Source organism: Hyphomonas sp., from assembly GCF_046313735.1.
In the GTDB taxonomy this organism is placed as follows: Bacteria; Pseudomonadota; Alphaproteobacteria; order Caulobacterales; family Hyphomonadaceae; genus Hyphomonas.
In genome coordinates this window covers 99083-123032 of the sequence record NZ_JBKBXW010000005.1, presented here as the reverse complement: position 1 = coordinate 123032, position 23950 = coordinate 99083, and the positions used below count along the sequence as shown (strand labels likewise).

General features: G+C 63.5%; 20 protein-coding genes. 9 read left to right on the top strand and 11 right to left on the bottom strand.

Annotated elements, in window-relative coordinates; all coding sequences use genetic code 11:
* Positions 1-143: 143 nt before the first annotated feature.
* The 9 genes from katG to ACK4SV_RS04265 form a co-directional block, all read right to left on the bottom strand.
* Entirely contained in the window at positions 144-2378 is a 2235-nt protein-coding gene (gene katG, locus ACK4SV_RS04305) for a catalase/peroxidase HPI (protein ID WP_409916570.1), read from the bottom strand.
* Positions 2379-2516: 138 nt separating this feature from the next.
* Positions 2517-3791 (bottom strand): aminotransferase class III-fold pyridoxal phosphate-dependent enzyme, encoded by a 1275-nt coding sequence (locus ACK4SV_RS04300; protein ID WP_409916569.1) that lies wholly within the window; start codon positions 3789-3791, stop codon positions 2517-2519.
* 59 nt (positions 3792-3850) lie between these two features.
* A complete protein-coding gene (locus ACK4SV_RS04295; protein WP_409916568.1) occupies positions 3851-4921 on the bottom strand; it encodes a hypothetical protein in 1071 nt (356 codons plus the stop codon).
* Between the two features lie 21 nt (positions 4922-4942).
* Positions 4943-5188 carry a hypothetical protein gene (locus tag ACK4SV_RS04290; RefSeq protein WP_409916567.1) on the bottom strand — a complete coding sequence of 82 codons (246 nt, stop codon included), beginning with the start codon at positions 5186-5188 and terminating at the stop codon, positions 4943-4945.
* Between the two features lie 359 nt (positions 5189-5547).
* The gene (locus tag ACK4SV_RS04285) at positions 5548-6867 is read right to left on the bottom strand and encodes a hypothetical protein (RefSeq protein WP_409916566.1); all 1320 of its coding nucleotides are present in this window, start codon (positions 6865-6867) and stop codon (positions 5548-5550) included.
* A gap of 54 nt (positions 6868-6921) precedes the next feature.
* Positions 6922-7734 (bottom strand): hypothetical protein, encoded by an 813-nt coding sequence (locus ACK4SV_RS04280; protein ID WP_409916565.1) that lies wholly within the window; start codon positions 7732-7734, stop codon positions 6922-6924.
* A 189-nt stretch (positions 7735-7923) separates the two neighbouring features.
* On the bottom strand, positions 7924-8214 hold the full coding sequence (locus tag ACK4SV_RS04275) for a hypothetical protein (protein WP_409916564.1): 291 nt from the start codon (positions 8212-8214) through the stop codon (positions 7924-7926).
* An 80-nt stretch (positions 8215-8294) separates the two neighbouring features.
* The gene (locus ACK4SV_RS04270; protein ID WP_409916583.1) at positions 8295-9404 is read right to left on the bottom strand and encodes an OmpA family protein; all 1110 of its coding nucleotides are present in this window, start codon (positions 9402-9404) and stop codon (positions 8295-8297) included.
* A gap of 112 nt (positions 9405-9516) precedes the next feature.
* Complete coding sequence (locus tag ACK4SV_RS04265; RefSeq protein WP_409916563.1) at positions 9517-11118, bottom strand: AbgT family transporter; 1602 nt, start codon at positions 11116-11118, stop codon at positions 9517-9519.
* A gap of 204 nt (positions 11119-11322) precedes the next feature.
* On the opposite strand from ACK4SV_RS04265, the gene ACK4SV_RS04260 reads away from it, so the two are divergent.
* Together ACK4SV_RS04260 and ACK4SV_RS04255 are read left to right on the top strand one after the other, a co-directional pair.
* The gene (locus ACK4SV_RS04260) at positions 11323-12438 is read left to right on the top strand and encodes a cystathionine gamma-lyase (protein WP_409916562.1); all 1116 of its coding nucleotides are present in this window, start codon (positions 11323-11325) and stop codon (positions 12436-12438) included.
* A gap of 74 nt (positions 12439-12512) precedes the next feature.
* Complete coding sequence (locus ACK4SV_RS04255) at positions 12513-14441, top strand: carboxylesterase/lipase family protein (protein ID WP_409916561.1); 1929 nt, start codon at positions 12513-12515, stop codon at positions 14439-14441.
* On the opposite strand, the gene ACK4SV_RS04250 is transcribed toward ACK4SV_RS04255, so the two are convergent.
* Entirely contained in the window at positions 14427-14894 is a 468-nt protein-coding gene (locus ACK4SV_RS04250) for a GAF domain-containing protein (protein WP_409916560.1), read from the bottom strand. The genes ACK4SV_RS04255 and ACK4SV_RS04250 overlap by 15 nt on opposite strands.
* 211 nt (positions 14895-15105) lie before the next feature.
* On the opposite strand from ACK4SV_RS04250, the gene ACK4SV_RS04245 reads away from it, so the two are divergent.
* The 7 genes from ACK4SV_RS04245 (at position 15106) to ACK4SV_RS04215 (ending at position 22950) form a co-directional block, all read left to right on the top strand.
* Positions 15106-16710, top strand: a complete 1605-nt coding sequence (locus ACK4SV_RS04245; RefSeq protein WP_409916559.1) for a lipopolysaccharide biosynthesis protein — start codon at positions 15106-15108, stop codon at positions 16708-16710.
* Positions 16711-16818: 108 nt separating this feature from the next.
* A complete protein-coding gene (locus tag ACK4SV_RS04240; protein ID WP_409916558.1) occupies positions 16819-17535 on the top strand; it encodes a DUF4129 domain-containing protein in 717 nt (238 codons plus the stop codon).
* Complete coding sequence (locus ACK4SV_RS04235; protein ID WP_409916557.1) at positions 17532-18758, top strand: DUF4350 domain-containing protein; 1227 nt, start codon at positions 17532-17534, stop codon at positions 18756-18758. The genes ACK4SV_RS04240 and ACK4SV_RS04235 overlap by 4 nt, the downstream gene beginning before the upstream one ends.
* A complete protein-coding gene (locus tag ACK4SV_RS04230) occupies positions 18745-19701 on the top strand; it encodes an AAA family ATPase (protein WP_409916556.1) in 957 nt (318 codons plus the stop codon). The genes ACK4SV_RS04235 and ACK4SV_RS04230 overlap by 14 nt, the downstream gene beginning before the upstream one ends.
* Positions 19698-21011 (top strand): DUF58 domain-containing protein, encoded by a 1314-nt coding sequence (locus ACK4SV_RS04225; RefSeq protein WP_409916555.1) that lies wholly within the window; start codon positions 19698-19700, stop codon positions 21009-21011. The genes ACK4SV_RS04230 and ACK4SV_RS04225 overlap by 4 nt, the downstream gene beginning before the upstream one ends.
* Positions 21008-22006: a stage II sporulation protein M gene (locus tag ACK4SV_RS04220; protein ID WP_409916554.1), complete on the top strand. Its 999-nt coding sequence runs from the start codon at positions 21008-21010 to the stop codon at positions 22004-22006. The genes ACK4SV_RS04225 and ACK4SV_RS04220 overlap by 4 nt, the downstream gene beginning before the upstream one ends.
* Entirely contained in the window at positions 22003-22950 is a 948-nt protein-coding gene (locus tag ACK4SV_RS04215; RefSeq protein WP_409916553.1) for an RDD family protein, read from the top strand. The genes ACK4SV_RS04220 and ACK4SV_RS04215 overlap by 4 nt, the downstream gene beginning before the upstream one ends.
* On the opposite strand, the gene ACK4SV_RS04210 is transcribed toward ACK4SV_RS04215, so the two are convergent.
* The gene (locus ACK4SV_RS04210; RefSeq protein WP_409916552.1) at positions 22943-23941 is read right to left on the bottom strand and encodes a glycosyltransferase family 2 protein; all 999 of its coding nucleotides are present in this window, start codon (positions 23939-23941) and stop codon (positions 22943-22945) included. The genes ACK4SV_RS04215 and ACK4SV_RS04210 overlap by 8 nt on opposite strands.
* Positions 23942-23950 lie beyond the last annotated feature (9 nt).

The window sequence follows — 23950 nt, the reverse complement described above, 5'->3', positions numbered from 1 at the left end:
GTGCGTCTGGGGTGCAATGTTCCAGCTGGCGCCAGCGCGCGCAATGCTGCCCTCGCGCGAACCCTCGCCCGGGCGGCCACAGAATCGAAAAGGGCGGCGCCCCGGTGGAGCGCCGCCCTTCAAGGGAGTTTCAGGCCGTCAGATCAGGCGTGCGCCCTGACCTTCGCAGGCGTAACCGAGAGGTCGAACCGGTCGAGGTTCATCACCTTCGTCCAGGCGGCGACGAAGTCGTTCACGAACTTCTGCTGGTTGTCGCTCTGGGCATACACCTCGGCGAGCGCGCGCAGCTGGGAGTTCGAGCCGAAGACGAGGTCGGCGCGGGTGGCGGTCCACTTCACTTCGCCCGTCTTGCGGTCCTTGCCCTCATAGACACCTGCCGAGGCCGGGGCCCAGGCGGTGTTCATGTCGAGCAGGTTGACGAAGAAGTCGTTGGTCAGCGTCTCCGGACGGCTGGTGAACACGCCGTGCTTCGCGTCGCCATAGGTGGCGCCGAGGGCCCGCAGGCCGCCGACGAGCACCGTCATTTCCGGAGCAGACAGCGTCAGCAGCTGGGCGCGGTCGACCAGCATCTCTTCCGCCGGACGTTCGATCGCCTTGCGAATGTAGTTGCGGAAGCCGTCGCCGGTCGGCTCGAGCGCTTCGAAGGAGTTGACGTCTGTCTGATCCTGCGAGGCATCGGTCCGGCCCGGGGTGAAGGGCACCGTCACATCGACGCCGGCCTTCTTCGCCGCTGCCTCAACAGCTGCGCAGCCGCCGAGCACGATCAGGTCTGCCAGCGAGACTTTCTTTCCGCCGCTCTGTGCGCCGTTGAAGGCCTTCTGCACGCCTTCGAGCGCGGAAAGGACGCTGGCAAGCTTTGCCGGTTCGTTGACTTCCCAGTCCTTCTGCGGAGCCAGGCGAATGCGGGCGCCATTAGCACCGCCGCGTTTGTCGGAGCCGCGGAAGGTTGAAGCCGACGCCCAGGCAGTCTTCACGAGATCGGAGATCGAGACGCCGCTGGCGAGGATTTTCGCCTTCAGGTCTGCGATGTCCTTCGCATCGATCAGGTCATGATCAACGGCCGGGATCGGGTCTTGCCAGATCAGGTCTTCCTTCGGCACTTCCGGGCCAAAATAGAGCGCCTTCGGGCCCATATCGCGGTGCGTCAGCTTGAACCATGCCTTGGCAAACGCCTCGGCAAACAGGTCCGGGTTCTGGTGGAACTTGCGCGAGATCGGCTCATAGATCGGGTCAAACCGCAGCGACAGGTCCGCGGTGGTCATCATCGGGGCATGCTTCTTCGACGGATCATGCGCGTCCGGGATCATGTGCTCGGGACGCACATCCTTCGCGCGCCACTGGTGCGCACCGGCGGGGCTCTTCACGAGTTCCCACTCATAGCCGAACAGCATGTCGAAATAGCCATTATCCCACTTCGTAGGATTGGGCTTCCAAGCGCCTTCGATACCGGAGGTGATGGTGTCACCGGCCTTGCCGGAGCCATGCGTGCTCATCCAGCCGAAGCCCTGCGCTTCGATCGGCGCGCCTTCCGGGTCCGGGCCAACGAGGGCTGCATCGCCCGCGCCATGCGCCTTGCCGAAGGTGTGGCCGCCGGCGACGAGCGCGACGGTCTCTTCGTCATTCATCGCCATGCGGGCGAAGGTCTCGCGGACATCGCGGCCAGACGCGACCGGATCGGGATTGCCGTCCGGGCCCTGCGGGTTGACGTAGATGAGGCCCATCTGCACGGCGGCGAGCGGGTTCTCGAGGTCGCGGTCACCCGAATAGCGGCTGTTGGCCATATCGCTGGTCGCGAGCCATTCGGTCTCGGAGCCCCAGTAGACATCCTCTTCCGGTTCCCACGTGTCAGTGCGGCCGCCGGCGAAGCCATAGGTCTTGAAGCCCATCGATTCGAGGGCGACGTTGCCGGCCAGGATCATCAGGTCGGCCCAGGAAATCTTGTTGCCGTATTTCTGCTTGATCGGCCACAGCAGGCGGCGGGCCTTGTCGAGGTTGCCATTGTCCGGCCAGCTGTTCAGCGGTGCAAAACGCTGCTGCCCGGCGCCTGCGCCGCCGCGGCCATCGCCGACGCGATAAGTGCCGGCGCTGTGCCAGGCCATGCGGATGAAAAGGCCGCCATAATGGCCCCAGTCGGCCGGCCACCAGTCCTGGCTGTCGGTCATCAGGGCGGTCAGGTCCTGCTTCAGGGCCGCATAGTCGAGCTTCTTGAATTCTTCAGGATAGTTGAAATCCGGTCCGAGCGGGTTCGACAGGGCCGAATGCTGGTGCAGGATCTTCAGGTTGAGCTGGTTCGGCCACCAGGTGGCGTTGTTCGGCACCTTGGAATTGGCGGCGCTACCAGCCCCGTGCATTACCGGGCACTTGGCTTCGTTATCCATGGTATCTCCCATTCATGGCTGCAGGTGAATCAGTCCGCCACGAATGACCCATGGGCTGCTATAGATCAAATTGATTTTCAGACATCGAGCTATAGGCTCACTCTTTCAGCACACGGCACAAAGCGACAATCCTGTAGCTCACCCTGCCTTCACCATACCCGCCGCGACAAGAGCCGCCGGGGCTGGCCAGTCGGTGTTGCGCCGCATCTCGGCGAAGGCGGCATCTGCTGCATCCACTGCGAATTTTATATCCGCCTCGGTCATCGCCGCGCACAGGAACATGTTGTGCCAGGGGTGGACGTAGACGCCCCGCTGCGCCAGCGCTGCGCCCCACGCATAGCCCTTGCCCAGGCCGGGATCGTCTTCAAACAGGATCAGCGGCATCTGGACCGGCCCGGTTTGCCGGAGGCCAAAGCCATGCCGCGCTGCAGCTGCGTCCAGCCCTGTCCGGAGCTGCGCGCCCAGGCGCTGGGTATGTTCGAGGTAATCGGTCTCCAGGATCAGCTTCAGCGTCGCCAGCGCCGCCGCCATTGGCGCCGCCGAGAACCAGAACGAACCCGTCACATAGATCGCAGACGCAGCCGCTCGGGCCTTGTCCGACCCCAGCAAAGCCGAAATCGGATGGCCATTGGCGATGGCCTTGCCCCAGCAGGAGAGATCCGGCTCAATCCCGATCCGCGACCAGCTACAATCGCGCGCCAGCCGGAAGCCCGCGCGCACATCATCGACAATCAGCAGTGCACCCGTCTCGTCGCAGATTTCTCGGGCACGTTTGGCATAGGCGAGGTCCGGCTCGCTCTGGTCCACAAACGTGTCATGCCGGAACGGCGCAGCAAAGATCGCCGCGAGCTCGCCGCCCGCCTCGCGCGCCGCCGAGTCGAGGCTTTCGACATCGTTATACGTGCAGAACAGCTGATCGGCCCGGTCGCCCTGCGTGGTGCCCCGGCGCACCGGGGTGCACCAGGGCGCCGCGCCATGATAGGCGCCCTTGGCGAGGATGATCTTCGCTTTGCGCGTATGGCTGCGGGCGACCATCATCGCCATCGTGGTCGCATCCGTGCCGTTCTTGCAGAACATCGCCCAATCGGCATGGCTCACCATGCGCGTCATGTCCTCGGCGAGGTCCACCATCAGCCCGGACGGCCCGGTCATCGTGTCGCCCCGGCGGAGCTGCGCGATGTAGGCGTCATCAACGCCCGGATGCGCATAGCCAAACAGGTTCGGGCCATACCCGCACATGAAATCCAGATAGCGCCGGCCATCTGCGTCCCAGATATGCGCTCCCTCCGCCCGCTCGAAGAATTGCGGATACCCTTCCGGCATCAACCGCGCCGACTGGTGGCCGTACATCCCGCCGGGGATGACTGCCTCGGCCCTTCGCTGCAGAGTCTTGTCAGATTTGATTGCCGTCATGGGCCTCTGCCTCGCTTACCCTCGTCTTCCGGAGGAGCGTATACAGCGCTGCCATGGATTCAAGCGGGCGGATCGTTCTGCGGGGCCCGGCTTTCGTCTGCATGCTCGCAATGCGGCAGCGGCCGCCGCCAGAAGGTCCGGACAGTATCGCGGCTCAATGGTTCGGCATTCATGGCGATACCGAGGGCGGCGGGATTTGTGGGAGGCTGCCCCGGCGAAGTACCAAACCGCATGAACCCGATGCCCCAAGCATGCCACTGGGCATCATCCGGTGACCAGAGCACAAAGGCAGACTCATACCCGTAAATCTGCTCGCCTGTCGTATCCACGCGAAGCGGAATCATGCACTTCGTACCGAGCATAGCCTGCGGATCTGTCAGGAAGGATTCCGGCAGGGTAATACCTGACTGGCTGAGGAATTCATGCTCATGCGCGGCGCGCCTTCGCAATGGCTCGTTCACCGGATTCTCGAGATGCTCACTGCCGCGCCGCTCCAGGATCCGGACGATCGAGCTCGCAGTATTGTGAAGCCCGAGTTGTGCCGCCGGATTCAGGAACCGACCATCTATCGCAGGGAAAACAAAGTGCGCGCAGCCCGAAAAGCAGGGCCCGGCCACCACGATTTCGGAGAATTGCGCCTGCTGAAGAAACCGTGCCATTTCCAGCGGCCATTCCTTTGGGCCACCCGCACTGGCGATGACCAGTCGGACCGGGCGCGCAGCCGCCTGCCCTCGTACAGCTTCGATAAACCGTTCGACACCCGGCCGGGAAATGACGCCGCAATAAAAGATCGTATCCGGGGACAGCCAGTCGATAACCTGATCATCGGCCGCCCAGCACGTGTCAGCCGGCGGAACATCGAACGCAAATGCGCCACCTTGCGCGCCTTGAGGCGCTTGCCCGGCGGATTGTTCGCCCGCCTGCGCCTGCCAGCGCTCCATGAATTCGGACGGCAGGGCACCGTCGCCCGCTACCCGGATGATGTCACCATCTGGCGTGACCCAGATCGCCTCGCCGGCCGAACTGCATGCCGCAATCGCGGCGAGGCACGCCATCGCAGCCGCATCTCGCGCCCCGCGCAAACGCTGGCGGAGCTTCTTCGGCGCAGCCAGCCAGCGGTAACGGATCACGAGGACTGTCCTCAGTTGCGATCAGCGGACCTGCTCGAAGCCGCCCTGACCGTCATCACAATAGGTGGGGTTCAGCACCTCATTCCGGTTCGAGTCGCTCACGCTGAGCGTCGTCTTCATCGTGTAGCATAGCCGCTCGGAGTCAGCCGGGCCTGCCAGCGGATTGCTGACCTGTGTGACATCCGAGACCTGGATCGTCTTTGTCCGGGTTGAGCCCGGATCCGAATAACTGACCATCTGTGGCTGACCGGTACGCAGCGCAGCCATCTGGGCGTCACGGACACGAGCCCGGTCCTGATTGCTGTCAAACGCCTGCCAGACCGCACAAAGGACGGTGGCCGCAACTGCGCCCTGGGTTGCCCCTCGAGAAGCATTGCCGCTTCCGGTGTTATTCCCAATGATAGCGCCCAAGCCCGCTCCAACAGCGGCAGCAGCAAGGCACTGAACGAGGCGCTCACTCGGCGTCTCAAGCCTCTGTGTGCCACCTCCGGTTGTGGCGCATCCACTCAGCAGCAAGGCTGCTGAGAGGCCTGCAACTGCAATTTTCGTCCCCATGATCGACCGCATCCCCATTGTCTCCCTTGGTTGCAATTTCGCCGTCAGTTTCAACTCGAATTCCGGGTGTTTCAGAAAACAGCCTCAGGCTGAAGCTGGCCCACAACTTCAACACTGGCGACCTCGCCATTATTGAGCCGCATGACGCTGTCGGAGATCGCGCCGGTTACGGTTTCTCCCTCGATGGTCAGCTCGATATCCCTTGCGCCCCCGAAAGGCATGTCTCCGGTGAATTCCGGAGACCCGCCGGGCTTGACCGACCAAGCCTGAGCAAATCCGCCATCATCGGACCGGACACGGCAGACATCCCGGTCACAAAGCACCCGGCCCGTGATCGGCACGATCCGTTCGACCCGCCCGCGGGTCTGCACGAAGGATTGTGTCAGATCGCCATTGGTGTCCCAGGCGAGGCGGATGTTCAGCGGTAGCTCGTCAAACCGGCTGGAGTCGCGGTGATCGGGGATCTTTACCACTCCGCTGAACCGCTGGATCGAAACCGGAGCGAGGGCAGACTGTGTGGGCCGGCCATCGCCCCAATAGATCAAGCGTCCATTCGCTGCGAGCAGCATCGCATCATAAAACTGCTTCAGAGGTTCGTTGGACCCCGGCGTTGCGGCGATGAGGATATCCGATCCATGAAAATTGTAACCGGAGGCAAGGCCTGCCTCGAACCCCGCCTTGCGGGCCGATTCGATGTCGGTGATCCCGCCAAGCGACGCCTGAGAGAGATCAGCGATGATCACATAGCGCACCACGCTGTTCAGCGACCGGTTGGCAAGCGCCACATCCGCCAGGCTTTTCAGTACCGGTACCTCGGCAGCAGGCTTTCGAACCGCCGAGCCATCATGCGTGGTCGCCCGGGCCGCGCCAGACAGGGTCAGCGTCGTCAAGGTGCGATAGCGGTTCTCACCTTCCTCGATCTGTTGCCGGAGCCCGCCACCAGCGAAGACTTCAAGCCTGTTCTCCGAAATCCCGGTCCGCTCGGCAGAGGAAACCCCCGGAACGCAGCCGGTGAACATCAGCTTCGCGGGCGCTCCGTCAATCGGTGCCAGATTTACGGACACGCGCTCCCGCGGCTCGATCACGCCGCCCGGAACGGCGACGTCCGTGCTGATATAGTCGCGCAGCCTTTGTTGCACGGCGCCGTTCTTCAGCGGCATGTCCCTCGATTCCTCGATGCCGGTCAGGATATGCTCGTCGACCACGACGACGGTGTGACGCGTGCGTTCGTCAAGGCCGGCAATCCGGCAGAAATCATCTAGCCGCTGCACGCCCGCCGGGCTGCCGGGCGAGCGCTGGGAACTGCCAGAATCCGGACATGCGCCGAGAAACAGCATCCCGCTGAGCGCAATTGAAAAGACCACGCTTCGTTCGATGTTCCTGCCAGACATTCTCATCCCACCCCATTGACATTACTGGATGCATGCACACCGACACGCACGTTCTCAGCCGCGCAGGTAAAGCCTAAGCGGCAGCGTCGAGAGTTCGGCAGACGGCACCTCAATTTTCTGTCCGGAAATGACATTCTCGAACTCAGGCTTGTAGAAGCGGGTCCGTGTGCCGGCATTGCGGATCTGCTGTGCGAGTGCATCCCGATAAGTTCTCAATACCGCGACAACTTTTTCATCGGTAGCCAGAAGCCGGGCTGCTTCGCGCTGGAAGACATCATAGCCGGGCTTGCCGATCATTTGGCTCCGCCGGCCTTCGGCGGCGTCGCGCTCCTGCGTAAACCGATCATCAGCGACTCTGAGTTCGCGGCCGACTTCGCGCTTGTACAGCGAGTCATATTTTTTCATCAGCTTTTCGCGCTTGATCGCGACTTTCTGATATTCCGGATTGGAATCGTTGAGCGCGAAGGTGCCGATCACCCCGACGACGAAACAGCCCACGTTGCCAAGGATCAGCGAACCCACGGCTACGAAGAGGTTCGGGGGAGGCAGTCCAAGTTCCGTGGCAACGATGATTTCCGGGAGGATGTAATAATAGCGCGCCGTAGCGACGATTCCCAGGGCAATCAAAAGCGCAAGTACGCCCAGACCAAACCTTGGCCACCCTTCAAGGGCCCGCATACGGTTCGCGGGCTGCGTGTAATAATAGAACCCCTTAATGAACGTCCCGACGAAGTGATACGCTCCGAGAATAAAAAGGCCGATGCCGATCATTGAAGCCGCCGCCATCAGATCGGATCGGATGATCGGGGATTGCCGAAGGCTTTCGAAGTTCATCAGCGCTTCGACGAGGAAGATCACCACATGCATTGCGAGCAGCTGTATGTGGCCGGGCACAGTGGCATCCCGGCCCCCTTCCTGCGCCCTTATATGCTCGTATCGTTGTGAAATCTGATCGACTTCACCGATTATCTGGCCGTGCGCGGTCCGGAAATTCGTCAGCGCCGTGATGCGTCGCAGGTCTCTCGACCTTTCCTCATTGCCGATTTTCAGGTCAACTCATTCGCCCTGCGCGCCTCGCGTCAGTTCAATCTCCTGCGCATGAGCGTTCAGCGCCGCGATCGCGTTGCGGCGTGCAGGCCCCACAAACCTGTTATACCAGCCGATCATGCTGCTGGTCATATTGTAACCAGGGTGCTCTTCCCGGTCGCCCGATAGGGATATTCTCGTCTCTCCAGCCTCGGCAGAGACACTGTTCATCAACGCCTGATAGGCTTCCGATCCTGTCGAAAGGTCGATGCTGGCATACTCATCCACTTCCCGGATGCGATTGAAGTCTTCGATGCTCATGAAACCCCGATTGCCCCTGCAAAAAGCCGCACAGCTTCAACTGCCAGCAACCACCACACCACCCCTTCTAATAGAGTTTTTCAGTATCTGTCACGCCCGTAATCGACAACCACAATTTCTTCGACCGGCAACCTTACGACAACTATTTCCCCTGCCCGGTCGATGATCACGACTTCTTCGTCCCGCTGTATCTGTGCAGAAGCCCTATCGGGGGATGTATCAACCCTGGTGCGATCCGGGGAAACCGGTAGAACCACCCCATCGCCCGGCAAAACAACATTCGTACTGATCCGTTCAGCGCGGACGACAGTACGGGTTGGCCGGTCGATATCGGGGCAGTTACCGAGTTCGCGGTCATTCTGGCCAATGCATGGCAGCTCCGGGCTTTGCCGGCTGATCCATTCGATCGCGACTTCAGCCACCGGCGAGATCAGGAACTCAAGCCGCCGGTTCACCCCGATCTCGTTGACATCAAGGCTGGGGTTGATGGGCAGGTCTTCCCCGAAGGCGACCGTATACATCTCACCGCGTTCCACGCCCAGCGATGTCACCGATGCGAGCCCCGAACGGGCCCGGCGCCGGGAGAGGGCCTCATTATACTGACGGCTGCCCCGATAATCCGCATGACCCGCCACGAAGAGGGCGATGTGGTCCGGTTCTCTCATCATGCTGTCGGCGATCACGCTCAGAACCGGCCACACTTCCGCGCGGGGCTGATAGCGGTCTGTATCGAAGAAGACGTTTTCCGGAAAGACGATCCGAAGGATTGGCAGAGAGAGCGACTTGCCCTGCGGCAGGCTGCGGAGCACTTCATGGCTGATGGTCTCGGTACCCTGCCAGAACTCGATCTTGTCCTGTATCCCTGCCTCGGCAGCAGCCTGAAGAAGGCGGCGCACTCGCCCGCAATGCTGGAAAGGCATGATTTCATACCATTCGAAGTTTCCCTGCTCATCCAGGTCCGCTTGTCCGGATGCCCGCCGCTGAAACAGGTCGTTGCGAATAGCGTTGCAGTTTTCGAGGAAATAAACCCGCTCAAGGCCCCCGCTCGGATCAGCCTGGGCGGGGGGCGTTGCCAACGACACGAAAACAGCCGTCAGCAATAGCCCTGCCAAGCCGTTCGACAGGCTGCGGACCCTGCCGAACGCAGCCCCTGGCGATTGCCAGCCAAGGCTAACCCGAACTCTGATCATCACCACCACCCTAAGTTACCGTCCCGGCCTGCACCACACTCTGCGATCAATTGCGCGGACGCAAGCCGCCAATGCCGCTCCTGCCTGCCTGCAATGTCGGGTACAGCAGCCCTCAGCCAGCTGCGCCGACCTCGTAGTAGGTCGGTGCTCCGGGGCCGACGGGGAAGCCGAGCACGAAGGTCCAGATGGAGAAGAAGATCGACCAGAACAGCAGGAAGAAGATCGAGTAGGGCAGCATCATCGCGATCAGGGTGCCGACGCCGAGATTGCGGTCATACCGCGTCGCCCAGGCGAGGATCAGGCCGAAATAGCTCATCATCGGCGTGATGATGTTGGTCGAGGAGTCGCCGATCCGGTAGGCCGCCTGGATCACTTCGGGCGAATAGCCCACCAGCATCAGCATCGGCACGAAGATCGGCGCCGTCACCGCCCATTGCGCCGAAGCCGAGCCGAGCGAGAGATTGATGACCGCGCACATCAGGATGAAGACAAAGAACACGACCGGCCCTGTAAGCCCCGACTCTTCGAGGAATTCCGCGCCCATCACCGCCGTGATCGCGCCGAGATTGGTCCAGTTGAAGAAGGCGACGAACTGCGCCGCAAAGAAGACGAGCAGGATGTAGAGCCCGAGCGAAGCGAGCGCCGCAGCCATCGCATCGATCACGTCCCGGTCGGTCTTCATGGTCCCGACCGCGCGCCCATAGGCATAGCCCGCGACCACGAAGAAGATCAGGATCCACACGACGAACCCGCCGAAGAAGGGCGAATCGATCCGGTCACCGGACTCAGGGTTCCGCAGCACGCCCCATTCCGGCACGAGCGTCAGGGCCATCAGGCCGATGACGCCGAGGATTGCGAGGCCGGCCCAGCCGAGGCCTTTCTTTTCCTCGTCTTTCAGCGGCTCCATCATGCGCTCATCGAGCACGGTCGGGTCTGCGCGTGACGGATCGTAAGGGCCGAGCTTCGGCTCGACGATGAAGATCGACACCAGCGACCCGATCAGCGTGACGAGGAAGGTCGAGGCGGCCATGAAATACCAGTTGGAGGTCGCGAGCACGACATAATCCGGATCAATCAGCCGGGCCGCTTCCTGGGTGATGCCGGCGAGCAACGGGTCAATCGTGCCGATCAGGAGGTTCGCGCTGTAGCCGCCGGAGACGCCGGCAAACGCCGCTGCCATCCCCGCCAGCGGATGGCGCCCGAGCGCATAGAATATCGCGCCGGCCAGCGGGATCAGCACAACATATCCAACCTCCGAGGCCGTGTTCGAGACAATGCCCGCAAACACGATCGCCACCGTCACCAGATGCCGGGGCGCCGACAGAACCATCGAGCGCACGGCCGCAGACAGGAGTCCCGAGCGTTCTGCAACGCCCACACCGATCATGGCCACCAGCACAACGCCCAGCGGCGCAAAGCTCGTGAAATTCGTCACCAGGCTCGTGAAGATGCGCCGCACGCCGTCGCCGTTCAGAAGGCTGACTGCTCGGATCATGCCGTCCTCGGCCACACCCCGCGTGCCCGCCGGGCGTGGGTCTTCGACCGCCAGCCCCATCCATCCGAACAGCCCGGAGAGCAGCACGATGCCCACCGCCAGGATCGCAAACAGCGTCACCGGATGGGGCAACAGGTTGCCCAGCCATTCGACCCCGTCGAGGAAACGTGTGAATGCGCTGCGGCGCGCCGGCGCCCCGGCCTGCCGGTTCGACTGCATGATGGCTCCTGTCTGGTCTTAGCTCTCCCGGCTAACAGAAGGTCCGGAACATGTAAAATCAACCAGATGCAGGCAGATCGTGCGCCGCGATCTGGCCAGATGCCCGGTTTGGACGCTAAGTAGCGGCAGAGGACGCACCCCTGCAGACAAACGACCGCGCCGGACCTGCTTCGCTCACGAGTAACGCATTTCGGAGATCACACCATGGTACAGTCGCGGATTACGAGCTTTCTGCATCGGCGGGGAGCGCGGCGGCGGAAGGGGGATCCGGTCAGCCTGCCGATCGTGGCGTCGACCACGTTCCGGCTGCCGGGGGATCCGGATGTGCCGCATGTATACGGGCGGTATGGCAATCCGACGGTCGAGGAGACCGAGGACGGGATCGGCCTGTTCGAGGATGCGCAGGTGGTGCTCTTCCCGTCCGGCATGGCGGCCATCGCAGCGCTTTTCTACGCCCATCTGCGCCCGGGCGACCGGGTGCTGGTCCATGCCGACGGCTATTATAATGCCCGCGCGCTGCTGGAGACGCATTTTGCGCCGCTGGGCATCAAGATCCTCGCCTGCCCGACGGCAAGGATGGCGGAGGCGAACCTGTCCGGCATCAAGATGGTGCTGGCGGAGACCCCCTCCAATCCCGGCCTTGAAGTGTGTGATGTGGAACGGCTGTCGCGGAATGCGCGGGCCGCAGGCGCCCTGCTCGCCGTCGACAACACGACGGCAACCCCGCTCTGCCAGCGCCCGCTGGATATCGGGGCGGACTTCTCGGTCATGGCCGACACCAAAGCGATGGCCGGCCATTCCGATGTGCTGGCGGGTCATGTCGCCTGCCGCAATCCGGACCTGATCGCGCCCATTGTCAGCTGGCGCAGGCTGGCCGGCGCCATTGTCAGCCCGTTTGATGCCTTCCTGCTGCACCGGGGGCTGGCGACGGTGGAACTGCGGATTGCGCGGGCGAACGCCAATGCTCTCGCGCTGGCGCACGCGCTCTGGGCCTGTCAGGGGGTGACGGGCCTTCGCTATCCCGGGCTTCCCTCTGATCCGGCCCACAAGATCGCCCGGCAGCAGATGACGGGCTATGGCCCGATTGTCAGCTTCTGCCTGCCGAGCCGCGACCTCGCCGAGCGATTCATCGGCACCCACCCGCAGTTGACTCCGGCCACCAGTTTCGGCGGGGTTCATGCCAGCGCCGAGTGCCGGATCCGCTGGGGCGACCCCGTTCCCGAGGGCTTTATCCGCCTGTCATGCGGGATAGAGCCGACTGCGGAGTTCGTGTCCGCGACCCTCAGGACACTCGACGCGCTCAAATTGCCTGCTGTGTAGGGGTTTTTCATGACTTTGAAGTAAGCCTTGTGTAGAGCTGGCTGCAGCAATAACGGGGTCCGGCCATGCGCCGATTGAGTATAGTTCTCTTCTTCCTGCTGGCTGGCGTTGCCGCCTGGGGCTGGTACAGTTTCCGCAAACCGCCGCCGCCGATGGAGATGTCGGAGCCGGTGCGGATTCATCAGGGCGTCGTCATTGGCGGGCGCGACCGCGACAATCCCGATATCCTGCAATTCAATGGCCTGCCCTATGCGTCTGCGCGCCGCTGGAGCCCGCCGGCCGCCCCGCCCCAATGGGGCGCGATTTCGCGCGATGCGCGCAATTTCGGGCCTGAATGCCTGCAGAACCGGGGCCGTGCCGCACGCTTCATCGACGGCATCCTGGAGGGCAGCGGCAATTCCTGGTTCGAGCGCTTTGCGGCGCGCACGGTCCTGTCGCTTCAGGCCGCGGCGCCGGAAGCCGAAGACTGCCTGTTCCTGAATATCCGCACCGCCAATCTGGGCGGGCGGGAGCTGCAGCCCGTCATGGTATGGCTGCATGGCGGCGCGCATCAGTATGGCTCTGGCTCGCAAGCCATCTATCAGGCGAACGGCCTCGTCGAGCAGGGCGTGCTTCTGGTGACAATCAATTACCGGCTCGGGCCGTTCGGCTATCTCGCCCACCCGGCACTCACAGAAGAGGCAGGCACCTCGGGCAATTATGGCCTGCTGGACCAGATCGCGGCCCTAGGCTGGATCCAGGACAATATCGCCGTGTTTGGCGGCGACCCGGCGAATGTGACCGTCTTCGGCGAAAGCGCAGGCGCGCAATCCATCACCGAGTTGATGGCGAGCCCGCTATCGGAGGGGCTGTTCCACAAGGCGATCCTGCAAAGCGGGGCCAGCACGTACAACGCGCTGCACCTGCGCCGCTCGCTTATCCCCGGCATCCGCAGCGCTGAGGAAGCCGGCGCCGATTTCCTGTCTTCGCTGGCTCCGCCGGCTGCCAAGGCGAGCGACCTGCGCGCCATCCCTGCGCAGGCCATTCTCTCGCGTGTCGAAGCCCGGGCCGATCTCAGCGGCTATTTCCTGCCGGTGGTCGATGGCCGCGTGCTGCCGAGGCCGATTGGTGCGGCCTTCCGCGATGGCCAGGTGCCGCATGTGCCGATGATTGCGGGGTACAATGCAGATGAAGGCACGATCTTCTATGACATGATCCAGTCGCCGACGATCCTGCGTCCTGGCATGACGGGCACGCTTGCAGAGCGGGAAGAATCACTGGCCTCGGTGTTCGGCCTCAATCCCGCCAAGGCGCTGCAGGCCCTTTACGGGATGAATACCGAGGAGACCTGGGACAGCGGCGCCGTCGACATGCTGGGCGATGACCTGTTTGGCGTGCACATGCGCTTTGTCGGGCGGCGCAATGCGGCCGCAGGCGCGCCGACATTCATGTACCACTTCACACGCGTCCCGCCCTCGCCAAGCCAGACCATCGGCGCTTTCCACGCGGCCGAGATCCCGTTCGTATTCGGCAGCCATCCGCGCGGCCTGCGCACGACGGCGGCAGACGACGACCTGACCCGGGCGATGATCGCCTACTGGACCAATTTTGCCCGCACGGGCGATCCGAACGGGCCCGGGGTTCCGGAATGGCCGGCCCACACGCCCGACCGCGATGTCTGGCTCGACCTCAACCATTCCATCCGGGTGATCGAGGGCCTGCGCGCCCGCAAGCTGGACATCCTCGAAGAAACGCTGCTGCAGCGCATCGCCACTCTCGCTGGGCCGCCTGTCATGCCGGCGCTGCCGGAACCCGTGCCAGCTTCGCAGCCTGCTGCGCCTGCGCCGCAACCCACACCCGAACCTGTCCTGATGCGCGCGTCCGAGCCGGTGAGCGCACCGCCAGCGACGGCTGAACCGGAAATCACGCCGCCTGCCCCGGCAGCTGACCCGCAACCGCTGCCGCCAGAACCAGCTGCGTCCGAACCGGCCCCGCCCGCTGATATGCCGTCAGACGGTGAGTAGCGTCTCGCAGATCGCCGTCAGGCCCGTGAGGTCCTCGGTATCGAAGGCGTCGTAGTCGGTTGAATCGACGTCGAGCACCGCAGCCAGCCGGCCATCTGCATGGAATACCGGGACAACGATCTCGGAATTGGACGCCGCATCACACGCAATATGACCGGGAAATTCGTGCACATCCGGCACGATGATCGCCTCGCGCGTCGCTGCCACATGGCCGCAGACGCCCTTTCCGAAGGGAATGCGCAGGCAACCCAGCGTGCCTTGATAAGGGCCGACGACAAGTTCTGCGTCTTTCATCGGATCAACGATATAGAATCCGGTCCAGAAGAAGCGCGGCTTGAAAGCCTGCGCCAGCAGGCAGGCGGCGGTCGCATAGCGCGCAGTTTCTGAGGTTTCGCCCTCAACAACGCTGTCGATTTCAGCCTTCAGCTGCCTGTAGGTCTCTGCTTTGTCCATGCCCGGTATTTCCTGCCTCAGCCTCATCTGGCCGCACAGATAGGCGCTCGTTCGCCCCTGTCCATCCGGCTATCTGTTCAGGCTCGCCTCTGGCGCGAATTCCAGCGGCCCTGCACCGCTCCATGGCATGCCGATTGCTTGGGCAGATCCCTGTAACGGGGCAAACCGCCTCACCCCGCCGGGATGACAACCCGGCCCGAACCGGTCACCAATGACAAACCCGCAATCCCTGCCCGAGGCCACTTCCCTGACCAGTTCCGGCGAACCTGATGTGAAACCGGCCCGGCTGACGCGGGCTGAGCGCAATGCCCGCGCCATGTCGGTTGCGCACCTGGAGAACACGCTTGGCCGGCGCACCCTGCAGGGCGGCGGGCTCATGGCAATCTCGAACGTGCTGCGCCTGCTGATCCAGCTCGCTTCGCTGGCGGTTCTTGGCCGGATCCTTCTGCCGGATGATTTCGGCCTGCTGGCCATGTCCTGGGCCGTGCTCGGCTTCGTGACGATGTTTGCAGAGCTTGGCTTGTCGACGGCGACCATCCAGCGCCAGGAAATCGACCAGAACACCACGTCGGTCCTGTTCTTCATGGGGCTGGGCGTCGGAACGCTCGTCTGCCTGATCCTGATGGCGCTCGCGCCTCTCGCCGCCATGCTGTTCAACGAACCGCGCCTGACCCTTGTTGTCGCGGCGATGGCGCTGGTGATCCCGGTCAACATGCTGGCGACACAGCATTTTGCCTTGCTTGCGCGAACGATGCGCTGGCTCGATCTCGAAATCGGCGCGGTGACTTCGCAGGCGCTCTGCGTGGTCGCGGCGATCCTGCTCGCTATCTACACGCCAATCGGTTACTGGGCGCTCGTTGCGCAGGCCTGGATCGGCTCGCTCAGCTATTCGCTCTTCCTTATCTGGCGCTGCGACTGGCGCCCCTCCTGGCCCACCCATTGGCGGGCGGCGGCAAGCTCGGTCATGCTCGGCGTCAATCTCACGGGCTTTACCGTGATGAATTATTTCCAGCGCACACTGGACCAGGTGCTGATCGGCTGGCGCTGGGGTACGATTGAGCTCGGCTTCTATGCGCGCGCCTATGCGCTGCTGCAGGCGCCCATCAATTTCGTCAACGTGCCCATCGCCAAGGCGCTGCAGCCGGCGCTCAGCCGCCTTCAGGACAAGCCGGAAGAATGGCGGGCCGCGTTCCTCGCGGGTCTTGGCGCGCTGGTGATCCTCAGCGGCGGGTTCACGGCTGTCCTGTTCGGCGGCGCTGGCCCGGTGATCCGCACCGTCTATGGCCCGGGCTGGGACCAGACACAGGCGATCTTCGGCTGGCTGGCGCTGTCGATGGCACTCGCCACGCCAATGAACGCCGTGAACTGGATCTACATTTCGCTTGGCCGGACAGGCCGCATGTTCCAGTGGGGCCTCTGGTCGACGCCGGTCTATGTGCTCGCCTTCGTCGTGGGCCTGCCGTATGGCGGCACCGGCGTTGCCATCGCCTACAGCACGGCGGTCGCGATCTTGTTCATTCCCTGCTTCGTGATGGCCACCCGCCAGACCTCAGTGACGGTTCTGGACGTGCTCAAGGTGATCTGGCCGATGTCTGTCGCGGCGGTGCTCGTGGGCATTGTGCTGCGGATGATGACGCACGAAGCGAGCGCCATCATGGGCGTGGCCTATACCGTCCTTGGCGGGCTCGCCTATCTCTGTGTTGCCCTGCTGCTGGTCATGACACTGCCGGTCTACGCCTCCATCCGCACCTACGGGCTGGAGTTCGCCGGCGGCTTCCTGAAGAAACTGCGCAAGCAGGAAGCCGGCGAAGCCTGATCACCCGGACCGCCCCAGCCGCAGCGAGAGATTGAAGCCTGCGGCAAGCTCTGAAATAGTCCCACGGCAAGCGGCGTCACCCTGGATGCCGGCAGGAGGGTCTCTCGCGTGGCAACACCGGTCCGGACGAGCTTTGCCGCCCTGGCCACCGGCTTCTGGCACGCCCTGCCCGGCCGGGCGCAGCAAGCTGAAAACCAGGTCGATCCTGCAACGCTCGAAACCGCCCACCGTGCGTATCTGCGCGACAGCGCGCTGCAGCTGACCCGGCCTGAACTGGAAGAGACCCGCCTTGAGCCTTCCCCGCCGCCCGACTGGCTGCAGGCGCTCGGCCGGTTCCTCGACTCCCTCGGCCCGCTGTTTCAGGCGATCTTCTGGATCGCCGTGATCCTTGTTGCGGCCGGGATCGTCTGGTTCCTGTTCGGCGAGGCAATCCGGATGCGCCTTGGCTGGCAGAAGAAGCCGAAGGCCAAGCGCGAGGATGACATCCTGCCCGACATCCGCCCGGATGCAGGCCGCGCCCGTTCGCTGCTCGAGGAGGCCGACGCGCTGGCCCGCGAGGGGCGCTTTGCAGAAGCCGTCCACCTGCTGCTCTTCCGCTCGATCGAGGACATCCAGGAGCGCCTTGAGGGCGGGGTCGCCCCCTCACTGACCGCCCGCGAAATCGCCACCCTTGGCCGCCTGCCGGAGCGCGCGAGACGCGCGCTGCGACCGATCATCGGGATTGTCGAGCAGAGCTTCTTCGGCAGCCGCCCGGTCGATGCCGCAGGCTGGCAAGCTGCGCGCGACAGCTATGAAGACTTTGCCTTCGGCGAGGGCTGGGCATGACGGGACCGAACGCGACCGAGGCGCCTATTTCGGCGCGCGCCGCCGCGATCCTGATTGCGATTGCCGTGATTGCGTTTGGTGCCATCCTCGTGCTGGCCGGATGGGCACCCGAACTGCGCCAGCGCAATGAAGCGGGCGAGCATCCCTATTCCACATCCGCCATCGGGTATAACGGCCTCGTCCGCCTGCTCGAGGCGCAGGGCTATCCCGTGCGCATCTCGCGCCTTGAGAAGGACCTGACCCAGCGCCCCGGCGGGCTGATGATTGTAACCGCCCCGGCCAACAGGAGGCTGCCGGACCTTGACGCAAGCGGCTTCCTGTTCCCGACCCTGCTGGTGCTGCCGAAATGGGAGGGACGCGCAGACCCGATGGACCCGAGCCGGCAGATCGACACACGCTTCCTGGAAGCAAGCCTCCTCAATGACCGGCTATCGCGTATCTGGCCGGATGCCGAGATTGTCCGCATCTCGCCGGATACCGAGCTCGCCACGCCGTTCGGACCGCGCACCATGGAGCCGGATGTCCGCCTGCAGCTCATTCGCTCGGCCTCACTGCAGCCCTTCATACAAGCCAGAGGCGGAACGCTCGTCGGCTATGACCATAGCCGCCAGATCTATGTCCTGACCGATCCGGACCTGTTGAACACTTTCGGCCTTGCCCGCCTCGCCAATGCGCGCCTTGCCACCGAACTCCTGACCCTTCTCAGGGGTGAGGATCATCAGCCGATCCTTCTGGATGCGTCCCTGCATGGCTTCGAGCGCTCGGAAAACCTGTTGAAGATGCTGTTCAGCGCGCCTTTCCTGGGCGCAACGCTGGCGGCCATAGCCGCCGCCCTGCTGCTTGGATGGGCCGGCGCAGTGCGGTTCGGGCCGCCCTCGCGCGAAGGGCGCGCCATCGCGCTCGGCAAACAGGCCCTGGCAGACAATTCTGCGGGCCTCGTGACGATGGCCCGGCGCGAGACGAACATGGCGCCCGGCTATGCCGCGCTGATCCGGCGGCGCCTGTCTGCCGCCCTCGGGCTGCCGCGCAACCTGACGGATGCTCAGATCACGGAAATGTTTGACCGGTTTGGCCCGGCGCCCGGAAGCGAACAGGCTTTCAGCGACCTTGAAGCCGGCCTGCGCGAGCCGGCGACCAGCCGCGACGCCCTCGTTGAGCGCGCGCGCAACCTCTACCATTGGCACAAGGCAATACTCAGGAGAACTTTGCATGAGCGTGGCTGACATCCGCCCCCTCGCCGCCCGCATCCGCAGCGAGGTGCAGAAGGCCATCATCGGCCAGGACCAGACGGTGGACCTCTTGCTCGCTGCGCTGTTTTCATCCGGGCACGTCCTTCTGGAGGGCCCGCCCGGCACCGCCAAGACGCTGCTGGCGCAATGCTTTGCACGCGCTATTTCTCTGGCCTTCGGGCGCATCCAGTTCACGCCCGATCTGATGCCCGGCGATGTGCTCGGCACGAACCTGTTCAATTTCCAGACCAACCAGTTCAGCCTCACCAAGGGTCCGATCTTCACCGACATCCTGCTCGCCGATGAAATCAACCGGACCCCGCCCAAGACGCAGGCCGCCCTGCTCGAAGCGATGCAGGAACGGAAAGTGACCATCGACGGAGAGAGCTATCCGCTCAATCCGCGCTTCATGGTCATCGCGACGCAGAACCCGATCGAGCAGCAGGGTACCTATCCGCTGCCCGAGGCCCAGCTCGACCGATTCCTGTTCAAGCACGTTCTCGATTATCCGAGCCGGGATGAAGAGCTGCGCATCGTCGCCAGCCACGGAAACCGCACCGGCATGAAAACACCGGATGGGTTTGGCATCGCCCCGGTCGTCAGCCGGGAAGAACTGGATCAGGCGGTTGAGACGGTTGCCAGCATTCAACTCAAGGACGAAATCATCGCGTATATCGTGGATATCGTCCGTGCGACCCGCTCGACACCGGCGCTGGAGACCGGCGCAAGCCCCCGGGCCGCAGCAGCCCTCGCCATGGCAGCGCGCGCGCGGGCTGCGCTTGATGGCCGGGATTTCGTTATCCCGGATGATGTGAAATCTCTCGCCCTGCCCGCCCTGCGCCACCGCGTGATCCTTTCCCCTGCTGCCGATATCGAGGGCCGTACGACGGCCGAGACGCTGGCCGGCATCGTCGAGCAGACGGCAGCGCCGCGGTGATCTCGCCTACCCCCCGGGCCATCTTCCTGATGCTGATGGGCGTGCCCGTCCTCATTGCTATTGCCTTGTTTGCACCGGGCCTGTGGATCCTGTCGGCGGGCTGGATTGCGGCTGTTCTTGGCATCATCCTGATGGATGCCCTGATCGGTCCGCGCCTTGCCGCCTACACGGCCGATGTCAGTGCACCTACATTCCTGTATGTTGGCGAGGAAGCTCCGGTCACGCTGACCCTTGCTTTTGAAACCGGTCCCCTGCCGCGCCGGATCGAGGTTCAGCTGGAGACCAGCGAGACCATTCCGCCGCTGCCTGCGCAGGGCCTGCGCGGATGGGATGCGCGTGTACGGACTTTCGACCAGCCGGTAACCGCAAGCCGGCGCGGGACAGCGACCCTCATCCGCCTCTGGAGCCGCTGGCAGGGTCCGCTCGGTCTCGTCCAGATCCGTCATGTGCATGAGGCCGGGCATGCCATCCCGGTCATTCCGAACATACGCTGGGTGCGCGATGAAGCGATCCGGCTTTACGCGCGCGACGCCGAATTCGGCATCAAGGCCCAGACCGAACGCGGCGATGGCAGCGAGTTCGATGCGCTGCGCGAGTTCGCGGCCGGCATGGACCGGCGCGCTATCGACTGGAAACACTCCGCCCGCCACCGCCACCTGCTCGCCAAGGAGTTCAAGACCGAGCGCAACCACAATATCGTCTTTGCCTTCGATACCGGACGGCTGATGAGCGAGCCGCTCGGCGGCGTGCCGAAGATTGACCGCGCGGTTACCGCAGGGTTGCTCCTTGCCTATGTTTCGCTGCGCTCCGGCGACCGGACGATGTTCTATGGCTTCGATGCGCGCCCCGGCGTCACCAGCGGCTTCCTGACAGGCACGAGCAGCTTTCCGAAGGCGCAGGCCATCGTTTCGGAAATGGATTACTCCGAGGAGGAAGCCAACTTCACCCTCGCTCTCACCCATCTTGCCGGGCGGCTGGAGCGGCGCAGCCTGATCATCATCTTCTCAGATTTTGTGGATACGATCTCGGCTGAATTGATGCTCGAAAATGTCCGCCGGCTGACGGACCGGCACCTCGTGATCTTCGCAACCTTCGAGGATGAAGCCCTTGCCTCGATGACAGACACCCTGCCCGCAAGCTCCGAAGATGTCGCCCGCGCGGTGATCGCCGACACGCTGCTATCGGAACGCGACCTTGTCTTCCGGCGCCTGCAGCGCCTTGGGGTCCAGATCATCGAGGCACGGCCCGAACAGTTCGGCGCGGAGCTTGTGTCACGCTATCTGCGGATCAAGCGGAGGGACATGCTGTGAGCGGCGACCTGCTGAAATCCTACCGCTTCCGCGAGGAACGCGAAGGCGACTGGCAGAAGCTGGACCTCATTCTCACCCGCGCGGAGAATGGCGGCGTGAAGACGCTGACCGACGAAGACATGCTCGCGCTGCCAAGGCTGTACCGGCAAGCCGTCTCGTCGCTTTCGGTGGCGCGCTCCATCTCGCTTGACCAGAATGTCATCGCCTATCTCGAGAGCCTCTGCACACGCGCCTATTTCTTTGTTTACGGCACACGCACGAGCCTTGGCGAACGGATGATGACCTTCCTGCGCCGTGACTGGCCAGCCGCCGTGCGCGCCGCAGCCTGGCCGACCCTGCTGTCGGCCCTGTTCTTCTTTGGGGGCGGCCTGCTCGCCTTTTTCCTCTGCCTGCAAGATATGGACTGGTTCTGGACCCTTGCGGGCGATGCCTTCCGAGACGGGCGCAATCCGGATGCAACGGCAGAATACCTTCGCAGCACGCTGTATTCGGACGGACATGGCGATGGCCAGCTCTCGGCCTTCTCGAGTTTCCTGTTCAACAACAATGCCCAGATCGCGCTTTTCTCTTTCGCGCTCGGCTTTGCGTTCGGCATCCCGACGGCCTGGCTGCTGGTCTACAACGGCGTCATCCTGGGCGCTTTCTATGCTGTCTTCTGGCAGAAGGGGCTAGGCTATGAGTTCACCGGCTGGCTGATGATCCATGGCGTGACGGAGCTGTTCGCCATCATCCTGGCCGGCGCGGCAGGCTTCATCATCGGCGGCGCGGTCGCCTTTCCCGGGGAGCGCACGCGCCTTGCCTCTGCGCGCGCGGCGGGGCAGCAGGCCGCGACCATCGCGATGGGCTGCGTCATCATGCTGATCTTTGCCGCCCTGCTGGAAGGCTTCGGCCGGCAGTTGATCAATTCCGATGTGATCCGTTACATCGTTGCCGGGACAACACTGGTCCTCTGGCTCGCCTATTTCTACCTGCCCCGGCGCGGAGGCCCCGGATGAGCGAGCGCGCCGCCCCCGCCCCCCCGCGCAAGAAAGTGCATGTCAGCGTCGAGGCCGCTACCCAGCGGCGCGCACGCATGGCGGAGGAACAACGCCAGTCCAAACAGGTGCGCCGCCTGATCACGCCGGAAGGCGCCGCGATCCGCCTACGCCTTGCGTCCGCCGGAGAACGCGCGGGCGCCTTCCTGATCGACATTGCGATCCAATGGGCCATCGTCATCGCGACGTTCCTCGGGCTGAATTACCTTTTCTCGGCAACAAGCCCCGGCAGCGCCAACATCGCCTTCGCCTTCTGGCTCGTGTTCTTTTTCTTTGTCCGGAATTTCTACTACATCTTCTTCGAGATCAGCCGCCGCGCCGCGACGCCGGGCAAGCGCGCGCTTGGCCTTCGTGTTGCCGCGCGCGATGGCGGACGCCTTACGGCAAACTCCGTCCTTGCCCGGAATTTCATCCGCGAGATCGAGATTGGCCTGCCCTTCCAGTTCCTGATGATGAGCGGCGGAAGTGATGGCTGGCTCGCGCTGTTCGGGCTTGTCTGGTCCGGCGTGTTCCTGCTGTTCCCGCTGTTCAACCGCGACAAGATGCGCGTCGGCGACCTCATCGCCGGAACCTGGGTCATCCGGGCGCCGCAGACCAAGCTGATGCACGACATCACATCCGCAGCCACCACCGCCGAAGCCGCAGGCCGGTTTAGCTTCACCCCGGAGCAGGCTGACGCCTATGGCATCCATGAGCTGCATGTTCTGGAAGACGTGCTTCGCCAGTCCGCGCCCTCAATCAAGGAACAGGTTGCCGCCCGCATCCGCACCAAGATCGGCTGGACACGCCAGCCGGGCGAGACCGACCTTGCCTTCCTTGAAGCCTATTATGCCGCCCTGCGCCGCCGGCTGGAGCAACGGATGCTGCTTGGCCAGCGCAAGGCCGACAAGTTCGATGTCAGGTGAGGGCGAGTGTTTCCTGTTCCCCGAACCGGGGCCGGCCTGCTTCCGGATCCTCGGGATAGAGCGGGATCTTGAGGAAGTGTTTGGCGATGCGCAGCGCCAGCTTGCCTGAAACGGACGGCGAATAGCCGAAAGTACGCAGCGCGCCTGTAAGGTTGCGGGATTTCACGGCGGATATGAGCTGCATCCAGGCAAGATCGACCGTCACATGATGGCGATGCTCGGCAATTGCCCGCCGCCCGTCCGCAGAGATGCCAGGGGTTTGCATCAACAGCCTGTCCGCAGCGCGCAGGCTTTCAAGCGCCCGTGTATCAACGGCATTCGACAGGGAACCGGGCCGGTCCATGGCAATGTATCCACACGGATCAATCACCTGCCAGCGCGCGCCCGCGATGTAGGAGCGGACATAGATTTCGTAGTCTTCGGAAAGTCTCAGGGTCTCGTTATAACGAAGCCCTGTCCGGCGGAGGAACGCCATGCGCATCAGCGGCTTGAGATAACCAATCTCCTGCCGGAAACCGGCATATTTCGTCATGTTCTGGCGAATGAATTCTGCCATGTCGAGCTCTGCAACACCAAACGGCTGATCCCGCCAGACCCGCAGCCCCTGCTCGGGCCGCTCCCCCGGCCTGACACGGACGAGGTCATCTGCCACAAGATCACAACCGGACGTCTCGGCATGATGCACAAGCAGCTCCATCCGCCGCGGCAGGAGATAGTCATCTGAATCGAGCCCGGCCACCCAATCGGTTTCGACCCTTGCGAGCGCCGCATTGCGCGCCGCCGATGGGCCGCCATTCCGGTCGAGCCGGAACACCGTCAGGCGCGGCTCGCTTTCGGCCATGCGCTGCAGGATCTCGAAGCTGCGGTCGGTCGAGCAGTCATCGGCCACGATCACGCGAACCGGCAGCGTCTGGGAAAGTGCGCTGCGCACCGCCCGCTCGATGGTCGCTTCAGAATTGTAGCAGGGGATGATGACTGTGGCTGTTTCCATCGCGCGCAG

What these genes read in the sequence shown, in the direction of transcription:
- ACK4SV_RS04215 (WP_409916553.1), top strand. Translation starts at nt 22,003, where the DNA reads ATGAGCGAGCGCGCCGCCCCCGCCCCCCCGCGCAAGAAAGTGCATGTC.
- ACK4SV_RS04275 (WP_409916564.1), bottom strand. Translation starts at nt 8,214, where the DNA reads ATGAGCATCGAAGACTTCAATCGCATCCGGGAAGTGGATGAGTATGCC.
- ACK4SV_RS04300 (WP_409916569.1), bottom strand. Translation starts at nt 3,791, where the DNA reads ATGACGGCAATCAAATCTGACAAGACTCTGCAGCGAAGGGCCGAGGCA.
- ACK4SV_RS04245 (WP_409916559.1), top strand. Translation starts at nt 15,106, where the DNA reads ATGACAAACCCGCAATCCCTGCCCGAGGCCACTTCCCTGACCAGTTCC.
- ACK4SV_RS04230 (WP_409916556.1), top strand. Translation starts at nt 18,745, where the DNA reads ATGAGCGTGGCTGACATCCGCCCCCTCGCCGCCCGCATCCGCAGCGAG.
- ACK4SV_RS04235 (WP_409916557.1), top strand. Translation starts at nt 17,532, where the DNA reads ATGACGGGACCGAACGCGACCGAGGCGCCTATTTCGGCGCGCGCCGCC.
- ACK4SV_RS04285 (WP_409916566.1), bottom strand. Translation starts at nt 6,867, where the DNA reads ATGTCTGGCAGGAACATCGAACGAAGCGTGGTCTTTTCAATTGCGCTC.
- ACK4SV_RS04210 (WP_409916552.1), bottom strand. Translation starts at nt 23,941, where the DNA reads ATGGAAACAGCCACAGTCATCATCCCCTGCTACAATTCTGAAGCGACC.
- ACK4SV_RS04260 (WP_409916562.1), top strand. Translation starts at nt 11,323, where the DNA reads ATGGTACAGTCGCGGATTACGAGCTTTCTGCATCGGCGGGGAGCGCGG.
- ACK4SV_RS04290 (WP_409916567.1), bottom strand. Translation starts at nt 5,188, where the DNA reads ATGGCTGCGCTGCGTACCGGTCAGCCACAGATGGTCAGTTATTCGGAT.
- ACK4SV_RS04265 (WP_409916563.1), bottom strand. Translation starts at nt 11,118, where the DNA reads ATGCAGTCGAACCGGCAGGCCGGGGCGCCGGCGCGCCGCAGCGCATTC.
- ACK4SV_RS04270 (WP_409916583.1), bottom strand. Translation starts at nt 9,404, where the DNA reads ATGATCAGAGTTCGGGTTAGCCTTGGCTGGCAATCGCCAGGGGCTGCG.
- katG (WP_409916570.1), bottom strand. Translation starts at nt 2,378, where the DNA reads ATGGATAACGAAGCCAAGTGCCCGGTAATGCACGGGGCTGGTAGCGCC.
- ACK4SV_RS04250 (WP_409916560.1), bottom strand. Translation starts at nt 14,894, where the DNA reads ATGGACAAAGCAGAGACCTACAGGCAGCTGAAGGCTGAAATCGACAGC.
- ACK4SV_RS04280 (WP_409916565.1), bottom strand. Translation starts at nt 7,734, where the DNA reads ATGCATGTGGTGATCTTCCTCGTCGAAGCGCTGATGAACTTCGAAAGC.